Here is a 19,765-nt window from a genome sequence, read left to right as displayed (position 1 = left end):
GGCCGGCGGACGGCCGGTCCGCCGGCCGGACGGTGCACGGCCCCATCTCCCCGCCGCCCGGCACCCCGGCGGGGACTGTCGGTGCCCTCACATAGGCTTCGTCACGTGGAGCCCGATCTTTTCACCGCCGCAGCCGAGGAACGCCAGGAGAAGGACCCGTCCGCGAGCCCGCTGGCGGTCCGCATGCGCCCGCGCACCCTCGACGAGGTCGTGGGCCAGCGGCACCTGCTCAAGCCCGGGTCCCCGCTGCGCCGGCTGGTCGGCGAGGGCTCCGGCGGGCCCGCCGGAGCCTCCTCGGTGATCCTCTGGGGCCCGCCCGGCACCGGCAAGACGACCCTGGCGTACGTCGTCTCCAAGGCCACCAACAAGCGCTTCGTGGAGCTGTCGGCGATCACCGCGGGAGTCAAGGAGGTCCGGGCCGTCATCGACGGGGCCCGCCGGGCCGCGGGCGGCTTCGGCAAGGAGACGGTCCTCTTCCTCGACGAGATCCACCGCTTCAGCAAGGCCCAGCAGGACTCCCTGCTCCCCGCCGTCGAGAACCGCTGGGTGACGCTGATCGCCGCCACCACCGAGAACCCGTACTTCTCGGTGATCTCCCCGCTGCTCTCCCGCTCCCTGCTGCTCACGCTGGAGCCGCTCACCGACGACGACGTGCGCGGTCTGCTGCGCCGGGCCCTGACCGAGGAGCGCGGCCTCGGCGGCGCCGTGACGCTGCCGGGCGACTCCGAGGACCATCTGCTGCGGATCGCCGGGGGAGACGCCCGACGAGCGCTGACCGCGCTGGAGGCCGCGGCGGGGGCCGCCCTCGCCAAGGACGAGACGGCGATCCTCCTCCAGACCGTGGAGGAGACGGTCGACCGGGCGGCGGTGAAGTACGACCGCGACGGCGACCAGCACTACGACGTGGCGAGCGCCCTCATCAAGTCCATCCGCGGCTCCGACGTGGACGCGGCGCTGCACTACCTGGCGCGGATGATCGAGGCGGGGGAGGACCCGCGGTTCATCGCCCGGCGGCTGATGATCTCGGCCAGTGAGGACATCGGGCTCGCCGATCCGGCGGCGCTGCCGACCGCCGTCGCGGCCGCCCAGGCCGTGGCGATGATCGGTTTCCCGGAGGCCGCGCTCACCCTGAGCCACGCCACCATCGCGCTGGCCCTGGCGCCGAAGTCCAACGCCGCCACGACGGCGATCGGCGCGGCCCTGGCGGACGTACGGGGCGGACTGGCCGGACCGGTCCCGCGCCATCTGCGCGACGGCCACTACAAGGGCGCGGCGAAGCTGGGCCACGCCCAGGGCTATGTGTATCCGCACGACGTCCCGGGCGCGATCGCCCCGCAGCAGTACGCGCCGGACGCCGTCCACGGCAAGCGCTACTACGAGCCGACCCGGTACGGCGCGGAGGCGCGCTACGCGGACGTGGTGGAGAGGGTCCGCGAGCGGCTGCGCGGCGAGACACCGCCGGGTTCCTGACCCGTCCCGCCCCCCGACGGGCCCTCGCCGGGTGGGCGGCCCCGTCGGCCCGGCGCGTCGCCCGGCCCCCGCCCCGTGGCCGCGGTGCGGAGGGCGCCGGTCATCCCGCGGCCGCGGCGAAGAGGGTGTGCATCGCGTACCGCAGCTCCCCGGTGCCGTTCACGGGCTCGGGGAAGTCGAAACGGACGTCGAACGTACGGCCTCCCCCGGCGGTGCAGCAGCGCAGCCGAAGCCCGAAGCGGTCGAGGGCCAGCGGCACCACCTCCCGCACCACTTCCCGTACCGCGGGACCCGCTGCGGCGCCGCGCTCCCCGAGGAGGTCCGCCAGCCCGCGCACCTGGTCGCCGTGCGCCGTGTGCAGATGCTGCAGCAGCTCCGCCTCGTGCCGTGCGACGGGGTCCGGCTCCGCCGCCCCGACGGCAGCGGGCGCGGCACGGCCCGCACCCCACAGGTCGTCCACCGAGACCTCATCGGTCTCCAGCCGGACGAGCATCCAGGCGGGAGGGTCCGCCTCCGCGTACGCGGGGGAGTGCCCGGGGTGCCGCTCGGCGAGCAGCCGTTCGTACCGCGCACGCTCGTCGTCGAGCACGGCGGTGAGCCGCCCGGCCAGCCGGGCCCGGCCCCGGATCCGCTGCCGCACCGCGACGGGGGCGACATCGGTGATCTCCATCACGCAGGACGGGCCGTCGTCCTGGGCGCAGGCGGCCGCCCGGGCCGTGGGAGAATCCCATGGCACAAGGAGAACGACGTCCCCCTCGGGGGTGACGGTGCGTGCGGCGGGTTCCCAGTAGCCGGGACCGTGGTCGCGAGCACCCGGCAGCGTGAGGGATACTGAGGCGTTGTTCTCAACGAGGGTTCGTACGCGCTCGGCTTCGGTGGGCTGCCGGGCGCCTTCCCTGGGACGCGGCTGACCTTGTTCATCGTCGTCGCAAGCGGACATCGATTCCGTCGAGTCGTCCGAACTGCGATGCGCACTGGGCAGGGGGATCCCATGCGGTCGAGACATTACGTCCTCCTCGAATAAGGTAAGGCTCACCTAACTTACATGGAGGTAGGTTCCCCGTGAACCAGTCGCGACCCAAGGTCAAGAAGTCGCGTGCACTCGGCATCGCCCTGACGCCGAAGGCCGTCAAGTACTTCGAGGCTCGCCCCTACCCGCCGGGTGAGCACGGCCGCGGCCGCAAGCAGAACTCGGACTACAAGGTCCGTCTGCTCGAGAAGCAGCGCCTTCGCGCGCAGTACGACGTCTCCGAGCGCCAGCTGGTCCGCGCCTACGACCGCGCCAGCAAGGTGCAGGGCAAGACCGGTGAGGCGCTGATCATCGAGCTCGAGCGCCGTCTCGACGCCCTGGTGCTCCGCTCCGGCATCGCCCGGACGATCTACCAGGCCCGTCAGATGGTCGTCCACGGCCACATCGAGGTCAACGGCCACAAGGTCGACAAGCCCTCGTTCCGTGTCCGCCCGGACGACGTCGTCACGGTCCGCGAGCGCTCGCGCGACAAGCACCCGTTCCAGGTCGCCCGCGAGGGTGGCTACGCGCCCGACGGTGAGACCCCGCGCTACCTGCAGGTCAACCTCAAGGCGCTCGCCTTCCGCCTGGACCGGGAGCCGAACCGCAAGGAGATCCCGGTGATCTGCGACGAGCAGCTCGTCGTCGAGTACTACGCCCGCTGACCCAGCGGCAGTACCACCGGCCTTCGCGCCCCGGCCCGCCGCCCTCCCGCCCTCACGGGTGGGGGAGCGGCGGGCTCTCGCGTTCAGCGCCCCCGCCGCCGTGGCCACGGAGCGTGCGCGGACGGGTGCGGCCCGTAGAATCCCCGCAACTCCCCTTCCGCGGTCACCGATCCATGACGGGGGCCGACCCCGGGCGCGATAGGGTCGGACGAGGACTTTCGAAGTGACCCCCGACGAGCAGGGAGCGGTGCAGCGTGACCGGTGGAGAGGTTGCCGGGATCCTGGTGGCCGTCTTCTGGGCGATCCTGGTCTCCTTCCTCGCCGTGGTGCTGGTGAGGCTGGCCCAGACGCTCAGGGCGACCACCCGGCTGATGGCGGAGGTGACCGAGCAGGCCGTGCCGCTGCTGGCCGACGCCTCGGCCACGGTCCGCTCCGCGCAGACCCAGCTCGACCGGGTCGAGGCCATCGCCTCCGACGTCCAGGAGGTCACCTCCAACGCGTCGGCGCTCTCCACCACCGTCGCCTCGACGTTCGGCGGCCCGCTCGTGAAGGTCGCGGCGTTCGGCTACGGCGTGCGCCGCGCGATGAGCCGCGAAGGCCGCGACGGCCGCGACCGTGCCGGCGCGCCGCCCGCGCAGTCGAGGCGCACGATCGTCGTCGGCCGCACCGTACCGGCCGCCAGGCGCCGGAAGCAGAAGGACTGAGACCCGATGTTCCGTCGTGCGTTCTGGTTCACCGCCGGCGCCGCCGCCGGCGTGTGGGCCACCACCAAGGTCAACCGCAAGCTCAGGCAGCTCACCCCGGAGAGCCTCGCCGCCCAGGCGGCGAACAAGGCGATCGAGACCGGGTACCGCCTCAAGGACTTCGCCCTCGACGTCCGGGCCGGGATGGCCCAGCGCGAGGCCGAGCTCGGTGAGGCGCTGGGTATCGACTCCCCCGACGGCCGGGCACTGCCCGCGCAGCGCCGCCGGGCCGCCCTGGAAAACCACAAGCACCACAAGAAGCACTACGGGATGCTTGACGAGAAGCGCCCGTACGACCGGAATGAGGACCACTGATGGAGTCGGCTGAAATCCGCCGCCGCTGGCTGAGCTTCTTCGAGGAGCGCGGGCACACCGTCGTGCCTTCGGCGTCGCTCATCGCGGACGACCCGACTCTGCTGCTGGTCAACGCCGGCATGGTCCCCTTCAAGCCGTACTTCCTGGGCGAGACCAAGCCCCCCGCCCCGCGCGCCACCAGCGTGCAGAAGTGCGTGCGCACCCCCGACATCGAAGAGGTCGGCAAGACCACCCGCCACGGCACGTTCTTCCAGATGTGCGGCAACTTCTCCTTCGGCGACTACTTCAAGGAAGGGGCCATCAAGTACGCCTGGGAGCTGCTGACCTCGCCGCAGGACAAGGGCGGCTACGGCCTGGAGCCCGAGAAGCTCTGGATCACGGTCTACCTCGACGACGACGAGGCCGAGCGCATCTGGCGCGACGTCGTGGGCGTCCCCGCCGAGCGCATCCAGCGCCTGGGCAAGAAGGACAATTTCTGGTCCATGGGCGTCCCCGGGCCGTGCGGCCCCTGCTCGGAGATCAACTACGACCGCGGCCCGGAGTTCGGCCCCGAGGGCGGCCCGGCCGTCAACGACGAGCGCTATGTGGAGATCTGGAACCTGGTCTTCATGCAGTACGAGCGCGGCGAGGGCTCCGGCAAGGAGGACTTCGAGATCGTCGGCGACCTGCCGAGCAAGAACATCGACACCGGACTCGGCCTCGAACGCCTCGCCATGATCCTGCAGGGCGTGCGGAACATGTACGAGACGGACACCCTGCGCGTCGTCATCGACAAGGCCACGGAGCTCACCGGCGTCCGCTACGGCGACAGCCACGAGTCGGACGTGTCGCTCCGCGTGGTCGCCGACCACATCCGCACGTCCGTGATGCTCATCGGCGACGGCGTCACACCCGGCAACGAGGGCCGCGGCTATGTGCTGCGCCGCATCATGCGCCGCGCCATCCGCAACATGCGGCTCCTCGGCGCCACCGGCCCCGTCGTCGCCGCGCTGGTCGACGTGGTGATCAAGACCATGGGGCAGCAGTACCCGGAGCTGGAGACCGACCGCAAGCGCGTCGAGACCGTCGCGCTCGCCGAGGAGGCCCGCTTCCTCAAGACGCTGAACGCCGGCACCAACGTGCTGGACGGCGCCGTCACCGAGGCCCGCGACGCCGGCTCGACCGTCCTCTCCGGCGACAAGGCCTTCCTGCTCCACGACACCTGGGGCTTCCCGATCGACCTCACCCTCGAGATGGCCGCCGAACAGGGCCTGACCGTGGACGAGGACGGCTTCCGCCGGCTGATGAAGGAGCAGCGGGAGCGGGCCAAGGCCGACGCCAAGGCCAAGAAGACCGGCCACGCCGACCTGTCCTCGTACCGCGAGGTCGCCGACGCCTCCGGTGCGACCGAGTTCACCGGCTACACGCACACCGAGGGCGAGTCGACCGTCGTCGGCCTGCTCGTCGACGGAGTGCCCTCGCCCGCCGCCTCCGAGGGCGACGAGGTCGAGGTCGTCCTCGACCGCACCCCGTTCTACGCCGAGGGCGGCGGCCAGCTCGCCGACCAGGGCCGGATCAGGCTCGACAGCGGCGCGGTCATCGAGGTCCGCGATGTGCAGCAGCCGGTTCCGGGCGTCTCCGTGCACAAGGGGTCGGTGCAGGTGGGCGAGGTGACCGTGGGCGCCTCCGCCCACGCCGCCATCGACGTCCGGCGCCGCCGCGCCATCGCCCGCGCCCACAGCGCCACCCACCTCACTCACCAGGCCCTCCGGGACGCCCTCGGCCCGACGGCCGCCCAGGCCGGCTCCGAGAACTCCCCGGGCCGGTTCCGCTTCGACTTCGGTTCGCCGTCCGCCGTCCCCGGCACCGTGCTGACCGACGTCGAGCAGCGGATCAACGAGGTGCTGGCCCGTGAGCTCGACGTCCAGGCCGAGGTCATGGGCATCGACGAGGCCAGGAAGCAGGGCGCCATCGCCGAGTTCGGCGAGAAGTACGGCGAGCGGGTCCGGGTCGTCACCATCGGCGACTTCTCCAAGGAGCTGTGCGGTGGCACGCACGTCCACAACACCTCGCAGCTGGGCCTGGTGAAGCTGCTCGGCGAGTCGTCGATCGGTTCCGGTGTGCGCCGTATCGAGGCCCTCGTCGGCGTCGACGCCTACCACTTCCTCGCCAGGGAGCACACGGTCGTCGCCCAGCTCCAGGAGCTGGTCAAGGGACGTCCGGAGGAGCTCCCGGAGAAGATCGCCGGCATGCTCGGCAAGCTGAAGGACGCCGAGAAGGAGATCGAGAAGTTCCGCGCCGAGAAGGTGCTCCAGGCCGCCGCCGGTCTGGCCGAGGGCGCCAGGGACGTCCGCGGCACCGCGCTGGTCACCGGCCGGGTCCCGGACGGCACCTCCGCCGACGACCTGCGCAAGCTGGTCCTCGACGTCCGCGGCCGGCTGCAGCAACTGCCGGGGGCCGGCGACCGCCCCGCGGTCGTGGCGCTGTTCACCACGGCCAACGGCCGCCCGCTGACCGTCATCGCCACCAACGAGGCCGCCCGCGAGCGCGGGCTCAAGGCCGGTGAGCTGGTCCGTGCCGCCGCCAAGACTCTCGGCGGCGGTGGCGGCGGCAAGCCGGACGTCGCCCAGGGCGGCGGACAGAACCCGGAGGCGATCGGCGACGCCATCGACGCCGTCGAGCGCCTGGTCGCCGAGACGGCCTGATGCGCAGAGGACGCCGTCTCTCGATCGACGTCGGGGACGCCCGGATCGGGGTCGCCTCGTGCGACCCCGACGGGGTCCTCGCCACCCCCGTCGAGACCGTGCCGGGGCGGGACGTCCCGGCCGCCCACCGGCGGCTGCGGCAACTGGTCGAGGAGTACGAGCCGATCGAGGTGGTCGTGGGCCTGCCCCGCTCGCTGAGCGGTGGCGAAGGCCCCGCCGCGGCCAAGGTCCGCGCCTTCGCCCAGGCCCTCGCCCACGGCATCCATCCGGTACCGGTGCGACTGGTCGACGAGAGGATGACCACGGTCACGGCCGGCCAGGGGCTCCGGGCCTCGGGCGTGAAGTCCAGAAAGGGCCGGTCCGTCATCGACCAGGCAGCGGCGGTCGTCATCCTTCAGAACGCCCTGGAGTCCGAACGGACCTCGGGGCGTCCCCCGGGCGAGGGCGTCGAAGTGGTCATCTGATCGCGATACGGTAACGTTCCGCGCGATGCGGCGGTGTTCGAACAGCCGCCGCACAACGTAGAGGCGGAGCGTCCGGCGCCCGTCTCGCGGCTCTAGGGGATCGATGACTGGATATGGCCGGAGCCCCGGCTCCGAACCGTGGCACCCCGAGGATCCCTTGTACGGGGACCAGGGGTGGAGAGGGCAGCAGGGCGGCGCCGGCCCCGCGTCCTACGGCGGCCGGCCGCAGCAGCAGTACCCGCAGCAGCCGCAGGACCAGGCCCACCAGGAGGGCGACCAGTATCGGACCGGTCATCAGCAGCACTACGGCCAGGACCAGTACGGCCAGGACCAGTACGGCCAGGACCAGTACGGCCAGGACCAGTACGGTCAAGGCGGGTACGGCCAGGAGCAGCACGGCCAGGGGCAGTACGAGCCGCAGCAATACCAGCAGCAGTACGGCACCGGCCAGTACGCAACCGGCCAGTACGGCGCCCAGGACTACGCCGGCCGACCGTACGACCCCGCCTGGGACGCCGGCGGGCAGCCCGTGATGCCGTACGACCCGGGGCCCGCCCCCTACGGCGACGGCGCCGACCACTACGGCACCCCCGACGCCTACCCGCCGCCCCAGCCCCCCGGGCACCGCACCGAGCCGCAGCCACCGGAAGCGCGGCCCTCCCCGGCGGACGGCGACCGCCCGTCGGAGCGGCAGGAGGAGGACCACCCGTTCTTCACGGGGGACGACCGCGACGCCGACGAGCCCGGCGGCACACCGGGCGGGACGCCCCGGCGTGGCGGGGACGGGCGCGGCGCGGCCAAGAAGAAGAAGGGCCGCAACGGCTTCGCCTGCCTCTTCGTCGCCTTGGTCCTGGTCGGTGGTGCCGGCGGCGCGACCTACGTCGGCTACCAGTTCTGGCAGGGGCAGTTCGGTGAGGCCCCCGACTTCGACGGCCCCGGCAGCGGAAGCGTGCAGGTCGAGATCGCCCTGGGCGCGAGCGGTACGGACATCGGCAGCGCGCTGAAGAAGGCCGGGGTCGTGAAGAGCGTCGACGCCTTCGTCTCCGCCCAGAACGACAACCCACGCGGCACCAAGATCCAGGACGGCGTCTACACCCTCAAGAAGGGGATGTCGGCCGAGGAAGCCGTCAAGGCGATGCTCGACCCGAACAACCGCAACGCCCTCAGCATCGCCGAGGGTGCGCGGAACGCGGCGATCTACGCGCTGATCGACAAACGTCTCGAGCTCGACGCCGGCACGACGCAGTCCGTCGCCCGCAAGGAGGCCGGGAACCTCGGACTCCCCGTGTGGGCCCGGAACCACGAGAACGTCAAGGACCCGCTGGAAGGATTCCTCTACCCGGCCACCTACCCGGTCGCGCCGGGCTCCAGGCCGGAGACCATCCTCAAGGCCATGGTCGCCCGGGCCAACCAGGAGTACGGGAAGATCGACCTCGAGGCCAAGGCGAAGCAGCTCAAGCTGAAGAACGCCTGGGAACTGATCACGGTGGCCAGCCTGGTGCAGGCCGAGGGCAAGAACGAGGACGACTACCGGAAGATGGCCGAGGTCGTCTACAACCGTCTGAAGCCCACCAACACCGAGACCAACCAGCTGCTGCAGTTCGACTCGGCCTTCAACTACCTCAAGGGCCAAAGCAAGATCGACATCAGTGAGCGGGAGATCAACAGCAACCAGGACCCGTACAACACGTACACCCAGAAGGGGCTGCCGCCCGGTCCCATCGGCAACCCCGACCTGACGGCGCTGAACGCCTCGATCACCCCGACCTCGGACGGCTGGCTGTACTTCGTGGCGACGGACGGCAAGGAGAAGACCGAGTACGCCAGGACGCACGCGGACTTCGAGAAGCTCAAGGAGAAGTTCAATGGAACGCGCGGCGGCAACTGAACCGCGCCGGGCCGCGGTCCTGGGTTCCCCCATCGCCCACTCGCTCTCCCCCGTGCTCCACCGCGCCGCCTACGCGGCACTCGGCCTGACCGGCTGGTCCTACGACCGGGTCGAGGTGACCGAGGCGGACCTGGAGGGCTTCCTCCAGGGACTGGACGCGAGCTGGGCCGGGCTGTCGCTGACCATGCCGCTGAAGCGCGCGGTCATCCCGCTGCTCGACGGGATCAGCGACACCGCCGCCGCCGTCGAGGCCGTCAACACGGTCGTCATCGCCGAGGACGGCCGGCGCACCGGCGACAACACCGACATCCCCGGGATGCTCGCCGCACTGAACGAGCGCGGGGTGCGGAAGGTCGACCACGCGGCCGTCCTCGGCGCCGGCGCCACCGCCTCCTCGGCGCTCGCCGCGCTCGGCCGGATCTGCACCGGACCCGTCACCGCGTACGTGCGCAGCCGGGCCCGAGCCGAGGAGATGCGGGGCTGGGGCGAACGGCTCGGCGTGGAGGTGCACACCGCCGACTGGGCGGAGGCGGCGCACGCCTTCGACGCTCCGCTGGTCGTCTCCACCACCCCGGCGGGGGCGACGGACATCCTGGTCCCCTACGTCCCGGAGCGCCCCGGCACCCTGTTCGACGTGCTCTACGACCCGTGGCCCACACCGCTGGCCGCGGCCTGGGCCGAACAGGGCGGCTCCGTCGTCGGCGGCCTCGACCTGCTGGTGCACCAGGCCGTCTTCCAGGTGGAGCTGATGACCGGACGTTCCCCGGCCCCGCTGGCCGCGATGCGCGCCGCCGGTGAGGAGGCCCTCGCCGGGCGCTGATCCCGGGGCCCGCCACGCCCCCGGACCCCCTCCCGGGCCCCGCCCCGCCGTCCGCCTGCTGGACCACTGGCCTGATCCACGGCACGGACGTGGGAGGATCGGGGTAGGGCGGCCCGGGCCGCACCGCTCCCGGCTCAGGCGTCCCGTCACCGGGCGGGAGCGACTCCGGCAGTCGGAGAAGTGCCCCGAGGTCGCGCCGTCGCAGTTCCAGGCGCGAGCATGAGGAGCACCGTTGAGCAGGTTGCGTTGGCTGACCGCGGGGGAGTCGCACGGACCCGCACTGGTGGCGACGCTGGAGGGTCTTCCCGCCGGCGTCCCGGTCAGCACGGAGATGGTGGCGGACCACCTGGCACGGCGGCGCCTGGGGTACGGACGCGGCGCGCGGATGAAGTTCGAGCGCGACGAGGTCACCTTCCTCGGCGGTGTCCGCCACGGACTCACCATGGGCTCCCCGGTCGCGATCATGGTGGGCAACACCGAGTGGCCCAAGTGGGAGAAGGTCATGGCCGCCGACCCGGTGGACCCGGCCGAGCTCGCCGAACTCGCCCGCAACGCCCCGCTGACCCGGCCCCGGCCGGGCCACGCCGACCTCGCCGGAATGCAGAAGTACGGCTTCGACGAGGCCCGCCCGATCCTGGAGCGCGCGAGTGCCCGGGAGACCGCGGCCCGGGTCGCCCTCGGCGCCGTCGCCCGCTCCTACCTCAAGGAGACCGCGGGCATCGAGATCGTCTCGCATGTGACCGAACTCGCCGCCGCCAGGGCCCCGCACGGGGTCTACCCGACCCCGGCCGACGTCGAGCGGCTCGACGCCGACCCGGTGCGCTGCCTGGACGCCGACGCGTCCAAGGCGATGGTCGCGGAGATCGACCAGGCCCACAAGGACGGCGACACCCTCGGCGGCGTCGTCGAGGTGCTCGCCTACGGGGTCCCCGTCGGCCTCGGCTCGCACGTCCACTGGGACCGCCGCCTCGACGCCCGGCTCGCGGGCGCGCTGATGGGCATCCAGGCGATCAAGGGCGTCGAGGTCGGCGACGGCTTCGAACTGGCCCGGGTGCCCGGCTCCAAGGCCCATGACGAGATCGTCCGCACCGAGGACGGCATCCGCCGCTCCTCCGGCCGCTCCGGCGGCACCGAGGGCGGTCTGACCACGGGCGAGCTGCTGCGGGTGCGCGCCGCGATGAAGCCGATCGCGACCGTGCCGCGCGCGCTGATGACCGTCGACGTCAGCACCGGCGAGACCGCCGCCGCTCACCACCAGCGCTCCGACGTGTGCGCCGTACCGGCCGCCGGCATCGTCGCCGAGGCGATGGTGGCGCTGGTGCTGGCGGACGCGGTCGCCGAGAAGTTCGGCGGTGACAGCGTCCCCGAGACCCGCCGCAACGTGCGGTCGTACCTCGAGAACCTGGCCATCCGGTGAGTGACGCACCCGAGCCCGCGCCCCCGCGGTCCGCGGCGGACTCCCGCCGGGCCGGCGGCCGCGCTCCGGGCGGGCCGAAGGTCGTGCTGATCGGGCCGATGGGCGTCGGCAAGTCCACGGTCGGCGCCCTGCTGGCCGAGCGCCTCGGCACCGGCTACCGCGACACCGACGCCGACATCGTGGCGGCCGAGGGCCGGGAGATCTCGGACATCTTCATCGAGGACGGCGAACCGCGCTTCCGTGAGCTGGAGCGCGCGGCCGTTCGCGCCGCCGTCGCCGAGCACACGGGAGTACTCGCCCTGGGCGGCGGCGCGATCCTCGACCCGGGCACCCGCGGGCTGCTGTCCGGGCTGCCCGTCGTCTATCTCTCGATGGACGTCGAGGAGGCCGTCCGCCGGGTCGGGCTGAACACCGCCCGCCCGCTGCTGGCCGTCAATCCCCGCCGCCAGTGGCGCGAGCTGATGGAGGCCCGCCGGCACCTCTACACCGAAGCCGCCCGGGTCGTCGTCGCCACCGACGGCCGCACGCCCGAAGAGGTCGCCCAGGCGGTCCTCGACGCACTCGAATGGAAGGACGCATGACCGAGCAGGCAGTCACCCGCATCCAGGTCGGCGGCACCGCGGGCACCGACCCGTACGAGGTGCTCGTCGGCCGCAGTCTGCTGGGCGAGCTCCCCGGACTGATCGGGCCCAGGGCCAAGCGCGTCGCCGTCGTCCACCCCGAGGCCCTCGCCGAGACCGGCGACGAGATCCGGCGGGACCTCGCCGGGCAGGGCTACGAGGCCGTCGCCATCCAGGTGCCCAACGCCGAGGAGGCCAAGACCGCCGAGGTCGCGGCGTACTGCTGGAAGGCCCTCGGCCAGACCGGCTTCACCCGCAGCGACGTCATCGTCGGCGTCGGCGGCGGCGCCACGACCGACCTCGCCGGGTTCGTCGCCGCGACCTGGCTGCGCGGGGTGCGCTGGATCGCGGTGCCCACCACGGTCCTGGCCATGGTGGACGCCGCCGTGGGCGGCAAGACCGGCATCAACACCGCCGAGGGCAAGAACCTCGTCGGCGCCTTCCACCCGCCCGCCGGAGTGATCTGCGACCTCGGTGCGCTGGACTCGCTGCCCGTGCACGACTACGTCAGCGGCCTGGCCGAGATCATCAAGGCCGGCTTCATCGCGGACCCGGCCATCCTCGAGCTGATCGAGGCGGACCCGCAGGGCGCCCGCACCCCCGCCGGACCGCACACGGCGGAGCTGGTGGAGCGCTCGATCCGGGTCAAGGCGGACGTCGTCTCCAGCGACCTCAAGGAGTCCGGCCTGCGGGAGATCCTCAACTACGGGCACACGCTGGCGCACGCCATCGAGAAGAACGAGCGCTACAAGTGGCGGCACGGCGCCGCCGTCTCCGTCGGGATGGTCTTCGCCGCCGAACTCGGCCGTCTCGCGGGACGGCTCGACGACGCGACCGCGGACCGGCACCGCGCCGTGCTGGAGTCGGTCGGGCTGCCGCTCACCTACCGCGGTGACCAGTGGCCCCGGCTGCTGGAGACCATGCGGGTCGACAAGAAGTCCCGGGGCGACCTGCTGCGCTTCATCGTGCTCGACGGCCTGGCCAAGCCCACCGTGCTGGAGGGCCCGGACCCGGCCGTGCTGCTCGCCGCGTTCGGCGAGGTGTCCGCGTGAGCCGCCGGGTGCTCGTGCTGAACGGCCCCAACCTCGGGCGCCTCGGCTCCCGCGAGCCGGACGTCTACGGCTCCACCTCCTACCCCGGGCTGGTCGACGCCTGCCGCACGCTGGGCAAGGAACTCGGTTTCGACGTCGACGTCCGGGAGACCAACGACGAGGGCGAGATGATCCGCTGGCTGCACGAGGCCGCCGACGGATCTATCCCGGTCGTCATCAACCCCGGCGCGTTCACGCACTACTCGTACGGCATGCGTGACGCGGCGGCCCAGCGGACCGCCCCGCTCATCGAGGTGCACATCTCGAACCCGTACGCGCGCGAGGAGTTCCGCCACACCTCGGTGATCGCGGCGGTCGCGTCCGGAACCGTCGCCGGTTTCGGTATCGGCTCCTACCGGCTGGCCCTGCGCGCGCTGGCCGGGGAACTCGGCGGCTGACACCGGTCCGTCCGGGGCACTGCGCACCGGCCCCGGCCGTTCCCACCCGAGCGGCCGGGGAGGGTACCGTTCGGTACGGACGGGCCAACTCCCGTCCGACCAGCGTGAAGTCGTGACGGACGGAGTGGCGCCGGATGCAGCACACAGCGGGAGCCCCGCTGCCTCCCCACGGTCCGGAAAGGGTCCCGGGCCCCGGGCCCGACCCGGCGGCCGGATGGGAACGGCAGCCCACCGGCCCTGCCCCGTCTCAGAGCGCTTCGCCCCCGCAGGGACCGCCCGTCCGGGGACGGAGCGGGCCGGTACCGCAGCAGGCTCCGCCGCCCTCCCCGGACAACGCGGGGCACTTCCCCCTCCCGGCGGGCGGACCGGTTCCGGCACCCTCGCCCTCTCCGTCACCGTCACCGTCACCGTCCCCGGTCCCGGTCCCGTCCCCGTTCGCCGAGAACGGCACCGGCACCGGCACCGCCACGCTCGCGGTCCTGCTGATCGGCCCGGCGGGCGCGGGCAAGACGACCGTCGCCCGCCACTGGGCGCAGCACCGCCGCGTACCCACCGCGCACATCAGCCTCGACGACGTCCGGGAATGGGTCTGCTCCGGCTTCGCCGACCCCCAGACCGGCTGGAACGACCAGTCGGAGGCCCAGTACCGCCTGGCCCGCCGCACCTGCGGCTTCGCCGCCCGCAACTTCCTGGCCAACGGGATCTCCTGCATCCTCGACGACGCCGTCTTCCCCGACCGCCCCGTCGTCGGGCTCGGCGGATGGAAGCGCCACGTGGGGCCCGGGCTGCTGCCGGTGGTGCTCCTGCCCGGCCTGGAGGTCGTCCTGGAGCGCAACGCCGAGCGCAGCGGCAACCGCCGCCTCTCGGACGAGGAGGTCGCGGGCATCCACGGCCGCATGGCCGGCTGGTACGGCTCCGGCCTCCCGATCATCGACAACTCCCGGTGCGACGTCGAGACCACCGCGCGCATCCTGGACGACGTGCTGGCACGCGCGCTGAAGAGCCCCCCGGCCTGGTAGGCGCGTGCGCGGTGCGGGCGCCGCGCACCGCGCTCCGGGCCTGCCCGGGCAGGGCTCTCCGCGCCGGTGACCGCCCCGGGCGCGCGCGCCGGCGGTGAGGCCCCGAGGCGCCGCCCCTCGGGGCGGCGCACCCCCGGAAGGACCCCCGCACGGACGCTCTCAACCGGCCGGATCGGCTCCGCCCTCTTAGGCTCGTCCCATGTCCGAGGTGTTCGCCGTCCGCCGCAGCCGGCTGCGCGACCGTTGTGTCGCGGCCGGGAGCGCCGCGGCCCTGATCTCCCGGCCTGCCAATGTCCGCTACCTCGCAGGCGGCGCCCCACCCGGCGCCGTGCTGCTGCTGGCCCCGGCGGGCGACTCCGCCGACGAACTGCTGTGCCCCACCGCGCCCACCGGTGACCCGGTCGACGGGCGCCTGGACGAGCAGCTGCGGCTGACCGTCCTGCCGGTCCACGGAGACGACCCCGCCGTCGCCGCCGCCGAGAGCGCCGCGGGATCGGGGGCCGACGCGCTCGCCGTCGAGGAGAACCACCTCACCGTCGCCCGCCACCGGGCGCTGCGCACCGTCGCCCCCGGTCTGCGGCTGACCGACCTGGACGGCGCCGTCGAGCAGCAGCGGATGGTGAAGGACGAGGACGAGATCGCCTGTCTGCGGATCGCTGCCGAGATCACCGACCAGGCCCTCGGTGAACTGCTGGAGTCCATCCTCGTCGGCCGCACCGAGCGCCATCTCGCCCTCGAGCTCGAACGCCGGCTCGTCGACCACGGCGCCGACGGCCCGGCCTTCCCCACCTCCGTCGCCACCGGCCCGAACGCCGGGCGCCGCCGGCACCGGCCGTCCGACCGGCGCGTCGAGGAAGGGGACTTCCTGTCCGTCTGCCTCGGTGCCAACTACCGCGGCTACCGCTGCGAGATCGGCCGTACGTTCGTCATCGGCACCACTCCCGCGGACTGGCAGATCGATCTGTACGACCTCGTCTTCGCCGCTCAGCGGGCCGCCCGGGAGGCTCTGCTGCCCGGCGCCGGGTACCGGGACGTCGACCGCGCGGCCCGCCACCTCCTCGACTCGGCGGGCTACGGCGAGGGACTCGCGCCGCTCACCGGTCACGGTGTAGGACTGGAAATCGACGAGGACCCGCAGCTGGCACCTGCCGCCATGGGTAAACTGGACGCTTGTGTGCCGGTCACCGTCGAACCGGGGGTCCACCTCCCGGGCCGGGGCGGAGTCCGGATCGATGACACGCTCGTCGTGCGCCAGGAGGCGGACGGCGGACCCGAGCTACTCACCATCACGACCAAGGAGCTGCTCGCGCTCTAGCTCCGCTCGCAGCGCGCACCTTCGCTTCTCCCCGGTCGTCCACCAGCGTCAGTCCAGGAGATTCCGCAACCGTGGCCACCACGAACGACCTCAAGAACGGCATGGTGCTCAAGCTCGACAACGACCAGCTCTGGTCCGTCGTCGAGTTCCAGCACGTCAAGCCCGGCAAGGGCCCGGCCTTCGTGCGCACCAAGCTCAAGAACGTGCTCTCCGGCAAGATCGTCGACAAGACCTTCAACGCCGGCGTGAAGGTCGAGACGGCCACCGTCGACCGCCGCGACATGCAGTTCTCGTACATGGACGGCGAGTACTTCGTCTTCATGGACATGCAGACGTACGACCAGCTGCACGTCGCCCGCAACGCCGTCGGCGACGCCGCCAACTTCCTCATCGAGGGCTTCACCGCCACCGTGGCGACGCACGAGGGCGAGGTGCTCTACGTCGAGCTGCCGGCCGCCGTCGAGCTCGTCATCCAGGAGACCGAGCCGGGCGTGCAGGGCGACCGCTCCACGGGCGGCACCAAGCCCGCCACCCTGGAGACCGGCTACACCATCCAGGTCCCGCTCTTCATCACCACCGGTGAGAAGATCAAGGTCGACACCCGTTCCGGTGACTACCTCGGCCGGGTGAACAGCTAACCGTGGCTGCCCGCAACAAGGCCCGCAAGCGTGCTTTCCAGATCCTCTTCGAGGCCGACCAGCGCGGTGCCTCCGTGCAGGAGGTCCTCGCGGACTGGATCCGGCACTCGCGGTCCGACGACCGTCAGCCGCCGGTCAGCGAGTACACGATGGAGCTGGTCGAGGGCTACGCGGAGCACGCGGACCGGATCGACGAGCTGATCGCCACCCACGCCGTCGGCTGGACGCTCGACCGGATGCCCGTCGTGGACCGCAACATCGTGCGGCTCGGCACGTACGAACTGGTCTGGGTGGACGGCACCCCGGACGCCGTCGTGATCGACGAGGCGGTGCAGCTCGCCAAGGAGTTCTCCACCGACGACTCGCCGTCCTTCGTGAACGGCCTGCTGGCACGTTTCAAGGACCTCAAGCCGACCCTGCGCGACGCGTAGCGAGCGGCTGAGCCGGGCCTGAGCCCGGTGGGCCCGCGGCACCCGGCACGGTGCCGCGGGCCCTTCGGCGTTCCCGGACGTGCCGGCACATTCCGGAACCGAGACGGCGTACGCCGAGTCCCCGGCGAGCCGGCAGCCCGGCTGCCGCTGTCGCCGCGGCTCAAGCCGCCGGACGCGCCGCGGGGCGACGGGCGTTCCTCACGGGCGTTTTTCGCGGGACGATCAGGAGCCCTGCGCGGGGGAGGTCTCCCGGCGGCGCCCCCTGCGGCCGGCCGGCGGCAGGGGTACCGGCAGCGCAGCGCCGGGCCGCGGGAGGAAGCCCCTCCCACGACCCGGCGGCAACGTTTCTGCTGGTGGTGACTGGTGGTCTCGCCTCAGCCCTCTTCGTGGGCCACGGCGCGGCGCGCGTCCGCGTCCAGTACGCCCCAGCTGATCAGCTGCTCGGTGAGCACCGACGGCGACTGGTCGTAGATGACGGCGAGCGTGCGCAGGTCGTCCTGCCGGATCGAGAGCACCTTGCCGTTGTAGTCACCGCGCTGGCTCTGGATGGTCGCCGCGTAGCGCTGCAGCGGCCCGGCCTTCTCGGCGGGGACGTGGGCGAGGCGCTCGAGGTCGAGAACGAGCTTCGGCGGCGGCTCGGCGGCACCGCCCGGCGTGGTGCCGGGAAGGAGCTCCTGCACCGGTACACCGTAGAAGTCCGCCAGCTCGGCGAGGCGCTGCACGGTCACGGCGCGGTCTCCGCGCTCGTACGACCCGACGACGACGGCCTTCCAGCGGCCCTGGGACTTCTCCTCCACCCCGTGGAGCGAGAGCCCCTGCTGGGTACGGATGGCGCGGAGCTTGGCCCCGAGCTGTTTTGCGTATTCGCTGGACATATAGCTCCCCGGACGCTGGTCACGTGCGGCTCGGCCGCGCGGTTGGTCACTCACTGTGAAGGTTACGCAGCGTTACTTGGGTGCGTCAAGCCGAATGGTCCGTACGCCCCTCCCCCCAGGGGTGGTCCGAAGGCTCCCGCCGGCCCTGGTACGGTGGACGGCGCAAGATCCGACGTCCTTTAAGGTCCGTCCCGTGAGGCGGAGAAGGAGGTCCGTTTCGTATGGACGCAGAAGTTTCCGATGCCGCGCGCCCCGTTCTCGAGGGCCCCGACATCGCGCGGGTACTGACCCGCATCGCCCATGAGATCGTCGAGCGCGCCAAGGGCGCCGACGACGTGGTGCTCCTCGGCATCCCGACCCGCGGGGTCTTCCTGGCCGACCGGCTCGCCGCCAAGCTCGCCGCGATCACCGGCCGCACCATCCCCGTCGGCTCGCTCGACATCACCATGTACCGCGACGACCTGCGGCTCCGTCCCGCCCGCGCCCTCGCGCGCACGGACATCCCGGCCGACGGGATCGACGGCCGCCTGGTCGTCCTCGTCGACGACGTGCTCTTCTCCGGGCGCACCATCCGCGCCGCCCTCGACGCGCTGAACGACATCGGCCGGCCGCGCGCCGTCCAGCTCGCGGTCCTGGTGGACCGCGGCCACCGCGAGCTGCCCATCCGCGCCGACTACGTCGGCAAGAACCTCCCGACGTCGCTGCGGGAGACGGTCAAGGTCCAGCTCGACGAGGAGGACGGCCGCGACGCCGTGCTGCTCGGCGAGCGGCGAGAGGCGGGCGTTCCCGCGGCCGAGGGCCGCCGGAACGAGACCGCCCGGTCCGGCGAGCGATAGCGGCCCCGTACGGCCCCGACCCGCCCTACGGGCAGCGCCCGCGCGCCCGCATGCCCGCACATCTCCCCACCCCGGAGCACACCCAGATGAAGCGTCACCTCATCTCGGCCGCCGACCTCACCCGCGACGACGCCGTCCTGATCCTCGACACCGCCGAGGAGATGGCCAGGGTCGCCGACCGGCCGATCAAGAAGCTGCCCACCCTGCGCGGCCGGACCGTCGTCAACCTCTTCTTCGAGGACTCGACCAGGACCCGCATCTCCTTCGAGGCCGCCGAGAAGCGGCTGTCCGCGGACGTCATCAACTTCGCCGCGAAGGGCTCGTCCGTCTCCAAGGGCGAGTCGCTCAAGGACACCGCGCAGACCCTGGAGGCGATGGGCGTCGACGCCGTCGTCATCCGGCACGGTGCCTCCGGCGCCCCCTACCGCCTCGCCACCTCGGGCTGGATCGACGCCGCGGTCGTCAACGCCGGCGACGGCACCCACCAGCACCCGACCCAGGCGCTGCTCGACGCCTTCACCATGCGCCGCCGCCTGGTCGGGCGGGACGCCGGACTGGGGCAGGACCTGGCGGGCAGGCGGATCACGATCGTCGGGGACATCCTGCACAGCCGCGTCGCCCGGTCGAACGTGGACCTGCTGCACACCCTCGGCGCCGACGTCACCCTGGTCGCGCCGCCCACCCTGCTGCCCGTCGGCGTGGGGCACTGGCCCTGCGAGGTCTCGTACGACCTCGACGCCGCGCTGCCCAAGAGCGACGCGGTGATGTTGCTGCGGGTGCAGCGCGAGCGCATGAACGCGGCCTTCTTCCCGACCGAGCGCGAGTACTCGCGACGGTACGGCCTCGACGGCGACCGCATGGCGAAGATGCCCGAGCACGCCATCGTGATGCACCCGGGCCCGATGGTGCGCGGCATGGAGATCACCGCCGAGGTCGCCGACTCCGGCCGCTGCACCGCCATCGAACAGGTCGCCAACGGCGTGCACACCCGGATGGCGGTCCTCTACCTGCTTCTCGGCGGCAACGAGCCCGCCGTCACCCACGCTCGTACCGAGGAGACGAAGTAA

At 72.4% G+C, this 19,765-nt stretch carries 20 protein-coding genes; 18 read left to right on the top strand and 2 right to left on the bottom strand.

The genetic code is table 11. From position 1 onward, the window contains the following. Positions 1-105: 105 nt before the first annotated feature. A complete protein-coding gene (locus tag DDW44_RS11520) occupies positions 106-1,470 on the top strand; it encodes a replication-associated recombination protein A (RefSeq protein WP_108906358.1) in 1,365 nt (454 codons plus the stop codon). Between the two features lie 100 nt (positions 1,471-1,570). Here the strand turns inward: DDW44_RS11520 and DDW44_RS32695 are convergent, their stop codons facing one another. After that, positions 1,571-2,206 (bottom strand): DUF2470 domain-containing protein, encoded by a 636-nt coding sequence (locus tag DDW44_RS32695; RefSeq protein ID WP_341867065.1) that lies wholly within the window; start codon positions 2,204-2,206, stop codon positions 1,571-1,573. Positions 2,207-2,532: 326 nt separating this feature from the next. On the opposite strand from DDW44_RS32695, the gene rpsD reads away from it, so the two are divergent. The 15 genes from rpsD to nusB all read left to right on the top strand — a co-directional run bounded on the left by rpsD (position 2,533) and on the right by nusB (position 16,987). Continuing rightward, positions 2,533-3,144 (top strand): 30S ribosomal protein S4, encoded by a 612-nt coding sequence (gene rpsD, locus DDW44_RS11510; protein WP_017945562.1) that lies wholly within the window; start codon positions 2,533-2,535, stop codon positions 3,142-3,144. 254 nt (positions 3,145-3,398) lie between these two features. Next, positions 3,399-3,848 (top strand): DUF948 domain-containing protein, encoded by a 450-nt coding sequence (locus DDW44_RS11505; protein WP_108906356.1) that lies wholly within the window; start codon positions 3,399-3,401, stop codon positions 3,846-3,848. 6 nt (positions 3,849-3,854) lie between these two features. Next, on the top strand, positions 3,855-4,202 hold the full coding sequence (locus DDW44_RS11500) for a DUF6167 family protein (RefSeq protein WP_018892606.1): 348 nt from the start codon (positions 3,855-3,857) through the stop codon (positions 4,200-4,202). Then, on the top strand, positions 4,202-6,886 hold the full coding sequence (gene alaS / locus DDW44_RS11495) for an alanine--tRNA ligase (RefSeq protein WP_018892605.1): 2,685 nt from the start codon (positions 4,202-4,204) through the stop codon (positions 6,884-6,886). The genes DDW44_RS11500 and alaS overlap by 1 nt, the downstream gene beginning before the upstream one ends. After that, on the top strand, positions 6,886-7,350 hold the full coding sequence (ruvX, locus tag DDW44_RS11490) for a Holliday junction resolvase RuvX (RefSeq protein WP_018892604.1): 465 nt from the start codon (positions 6,886-6,888) through the stop codon (positions 7,348-7,350). Before alaS ends, ruvX begins: the two co-directional genes overlap by 1 nt. A gap of 103 nt (positions 7,351-7,453) precedes the next feature. Then, positions 7,454-9,238 carry an endolytic transglycosylase MltG gene (gene mltG / locus DDW44_RS11480; RefSeq protein ID WP_167455486.1) on the top strand — a complete coding sequence of 595 codons (1,785 nt, stop codon included), beginning with the start codon at positions 7,454-7,456 and terminating at the stop codon, positions 9,236-9,238. Further along, the gene (locus DDW44_RS11475) at positions 9,216-10,058 is read left to right on the top strand and encodes a shikimate dehydrogenase (protein WP_108906354.1); all 843 of its coding nucleotides are present in this window, start codon (positions 9,216-9,218) and stop codon (positions 10,056-10,058) included. The genes mltG and DDW44_RS11475 overlap by 23 nt, the downstream gene beginning before the upstream one ends. Before the next feature lie 232 nt (positions 10,059-10,290). Then, positions 10,291-11,475 (top strand): chorismate synthase, encoded by a 1,185-nt coding sequence (gene aroC / locus DDW44_RS11470; RefSeq protein WP_108906353.1) that lies wholly within the window; start codon positions 10,291-10,293, stop codon positions 11,473-11,475. After that, a complete protein-coding gene (locus DDW44_RS11465; RefSeq protein ID WP_018892601.1) occupies positions 11,472-12,056 on the top strand; it encodes a shikimate kinase in 585 nt (194 codons plus the stop codon). The genes aroC and DDW44_RS11465 overlap by 4 nt, the downstream gene beginning before the upstream one ends. Beyond that, entirely contained in the window at positions 12,053-13,147 is a 1,095-nt protein-coding gene (aroB, locus tag DDW44_RS11460) for a 3-dehydroquinate synthase (RefSeq protein ID WP_018892600.1), read from the top strand. The genes DDW44_RS11465 and aroB overlap by 4 nt, the downstream gene beginning before the upstream one ends. Next, on the top strand, positions 13,144-13,584 hold the full coding sequence (aroQ, locus tag DDW44_RS11455; RefSeq protein WP_017945572.1) for a type II 3-dehydroquinate dehydratase: 441 nt from the start codon (positions 13,144-13,146) through the stop codon (positions 13,582-13,584). Before aroB ends, aroQ begins: the two co-directional genes overlap by 4 nt. Before the next feature lie 134 nt (positions 13,585-13,718). Next, positions 13,719-14,603, top strand: coding sequence for an AAA family ATPase (locus tag DDW44_RS11450; RefSeq protein ID WP_108906352.1), 885 nt, complete (start codon positions 13,719-13,721; stop codon positions 14,601-14,603). A gap of 199 nt (positions 14,604-14,802) precedes the next feature. Then, entirely contained in the window at positions 14,803-15,918 is a 1,116-nt protein-coding gene (locus tag DDW44_RS11445) for an aminopeptidase P family protein (protein ID WP_108906351.1), read from the top strand. 71 nt (positions 15,919-15,989) lie between these two features. Beyond that, the gene (gene efp / locus DDW44_RS11440) at positions 15,990-16,556 is read left to right on the top strand and encodes an elongation factor P (protein ID WP_018892597.1); all 567 of its coding nucleotides are present in this window, start codon (positions 15,990-15,992) and stop codon (positions 16,554-16,556) included. Positions 16,557-16,558: 2 nt separating this feature from the next. Continuing rightward, positions 16,559-16,987, top strand: coding sequence for a transcription antitermination factor NusB (gene nusB, locus DDW44_RS11435; RefSeq protein ID WP_018892596.1), 429 nt, complete (start codon positions 16,559-16,561; stop codon positions 16,985-16,987). A 374-nt stretch (positions 16,988-17,361) separates the two neighbouring features. Here nusB and bldD read toward each other — a convergent pair whose 3' ends face one another. Continuing rightward, complete coding sequence (gene bldD, locus DDW44_RS11430) at positions 17,362-17,862, bottom strand: transcriptional regulator BldD (protein WP_017945577.1); 501 nt, start codon at positions 17,860-17,862, stop codon at positions 17,362-17,364. A gap of 221 nt (positions 17,863-18,083) precedes the next feature. Between bldD and pyrR the strand changes: the two genes are divergently transcribed. Both pyrR and DDW44_RS11420 read left to right on the top strand, forming a co-directional pair. After that, positions 18,084-18,698 (top strand): bifunctional pyr operon transcriptional regulator/uracil phosphoribosyltransferase PyrR, encoded by a 615-nt coding sequence (pyrR, locus tag DDW44_RS11425; RefSeq protein WP_018892595.1) that lies wholly within the window; start codon positions 18,084-18,086, stop codon positions 18,696-18,698. An 86-nt stretch (positions 18,699-18,784) separates the two neighbouring features. Further along, positions 18,785-19,765, top strand: coding sequence for an aspartate carbamoyltransferase catalytic subunit (locus tag DDW44_RS11420; protein ID WP_108906350.1), 981 nt, complete (start codon positions 18,785-18,787; stop codon positions 19,763-19,765).

The sequence above is a fragment of the Streptomyces tirandamycinicus genome, from assembly GCF_003097515.1.
GTDB lineage: Bacteria > Actinomycetota > Actinomycetes > Streptomycetales > Streptomycetaceae > Streptomyces > Streptomyces tirandamycinicus.
Note: the sequence above shows the minus strand (reverse complement) of the source record. Positions and strands in the feature narration are given on the sequence as shown.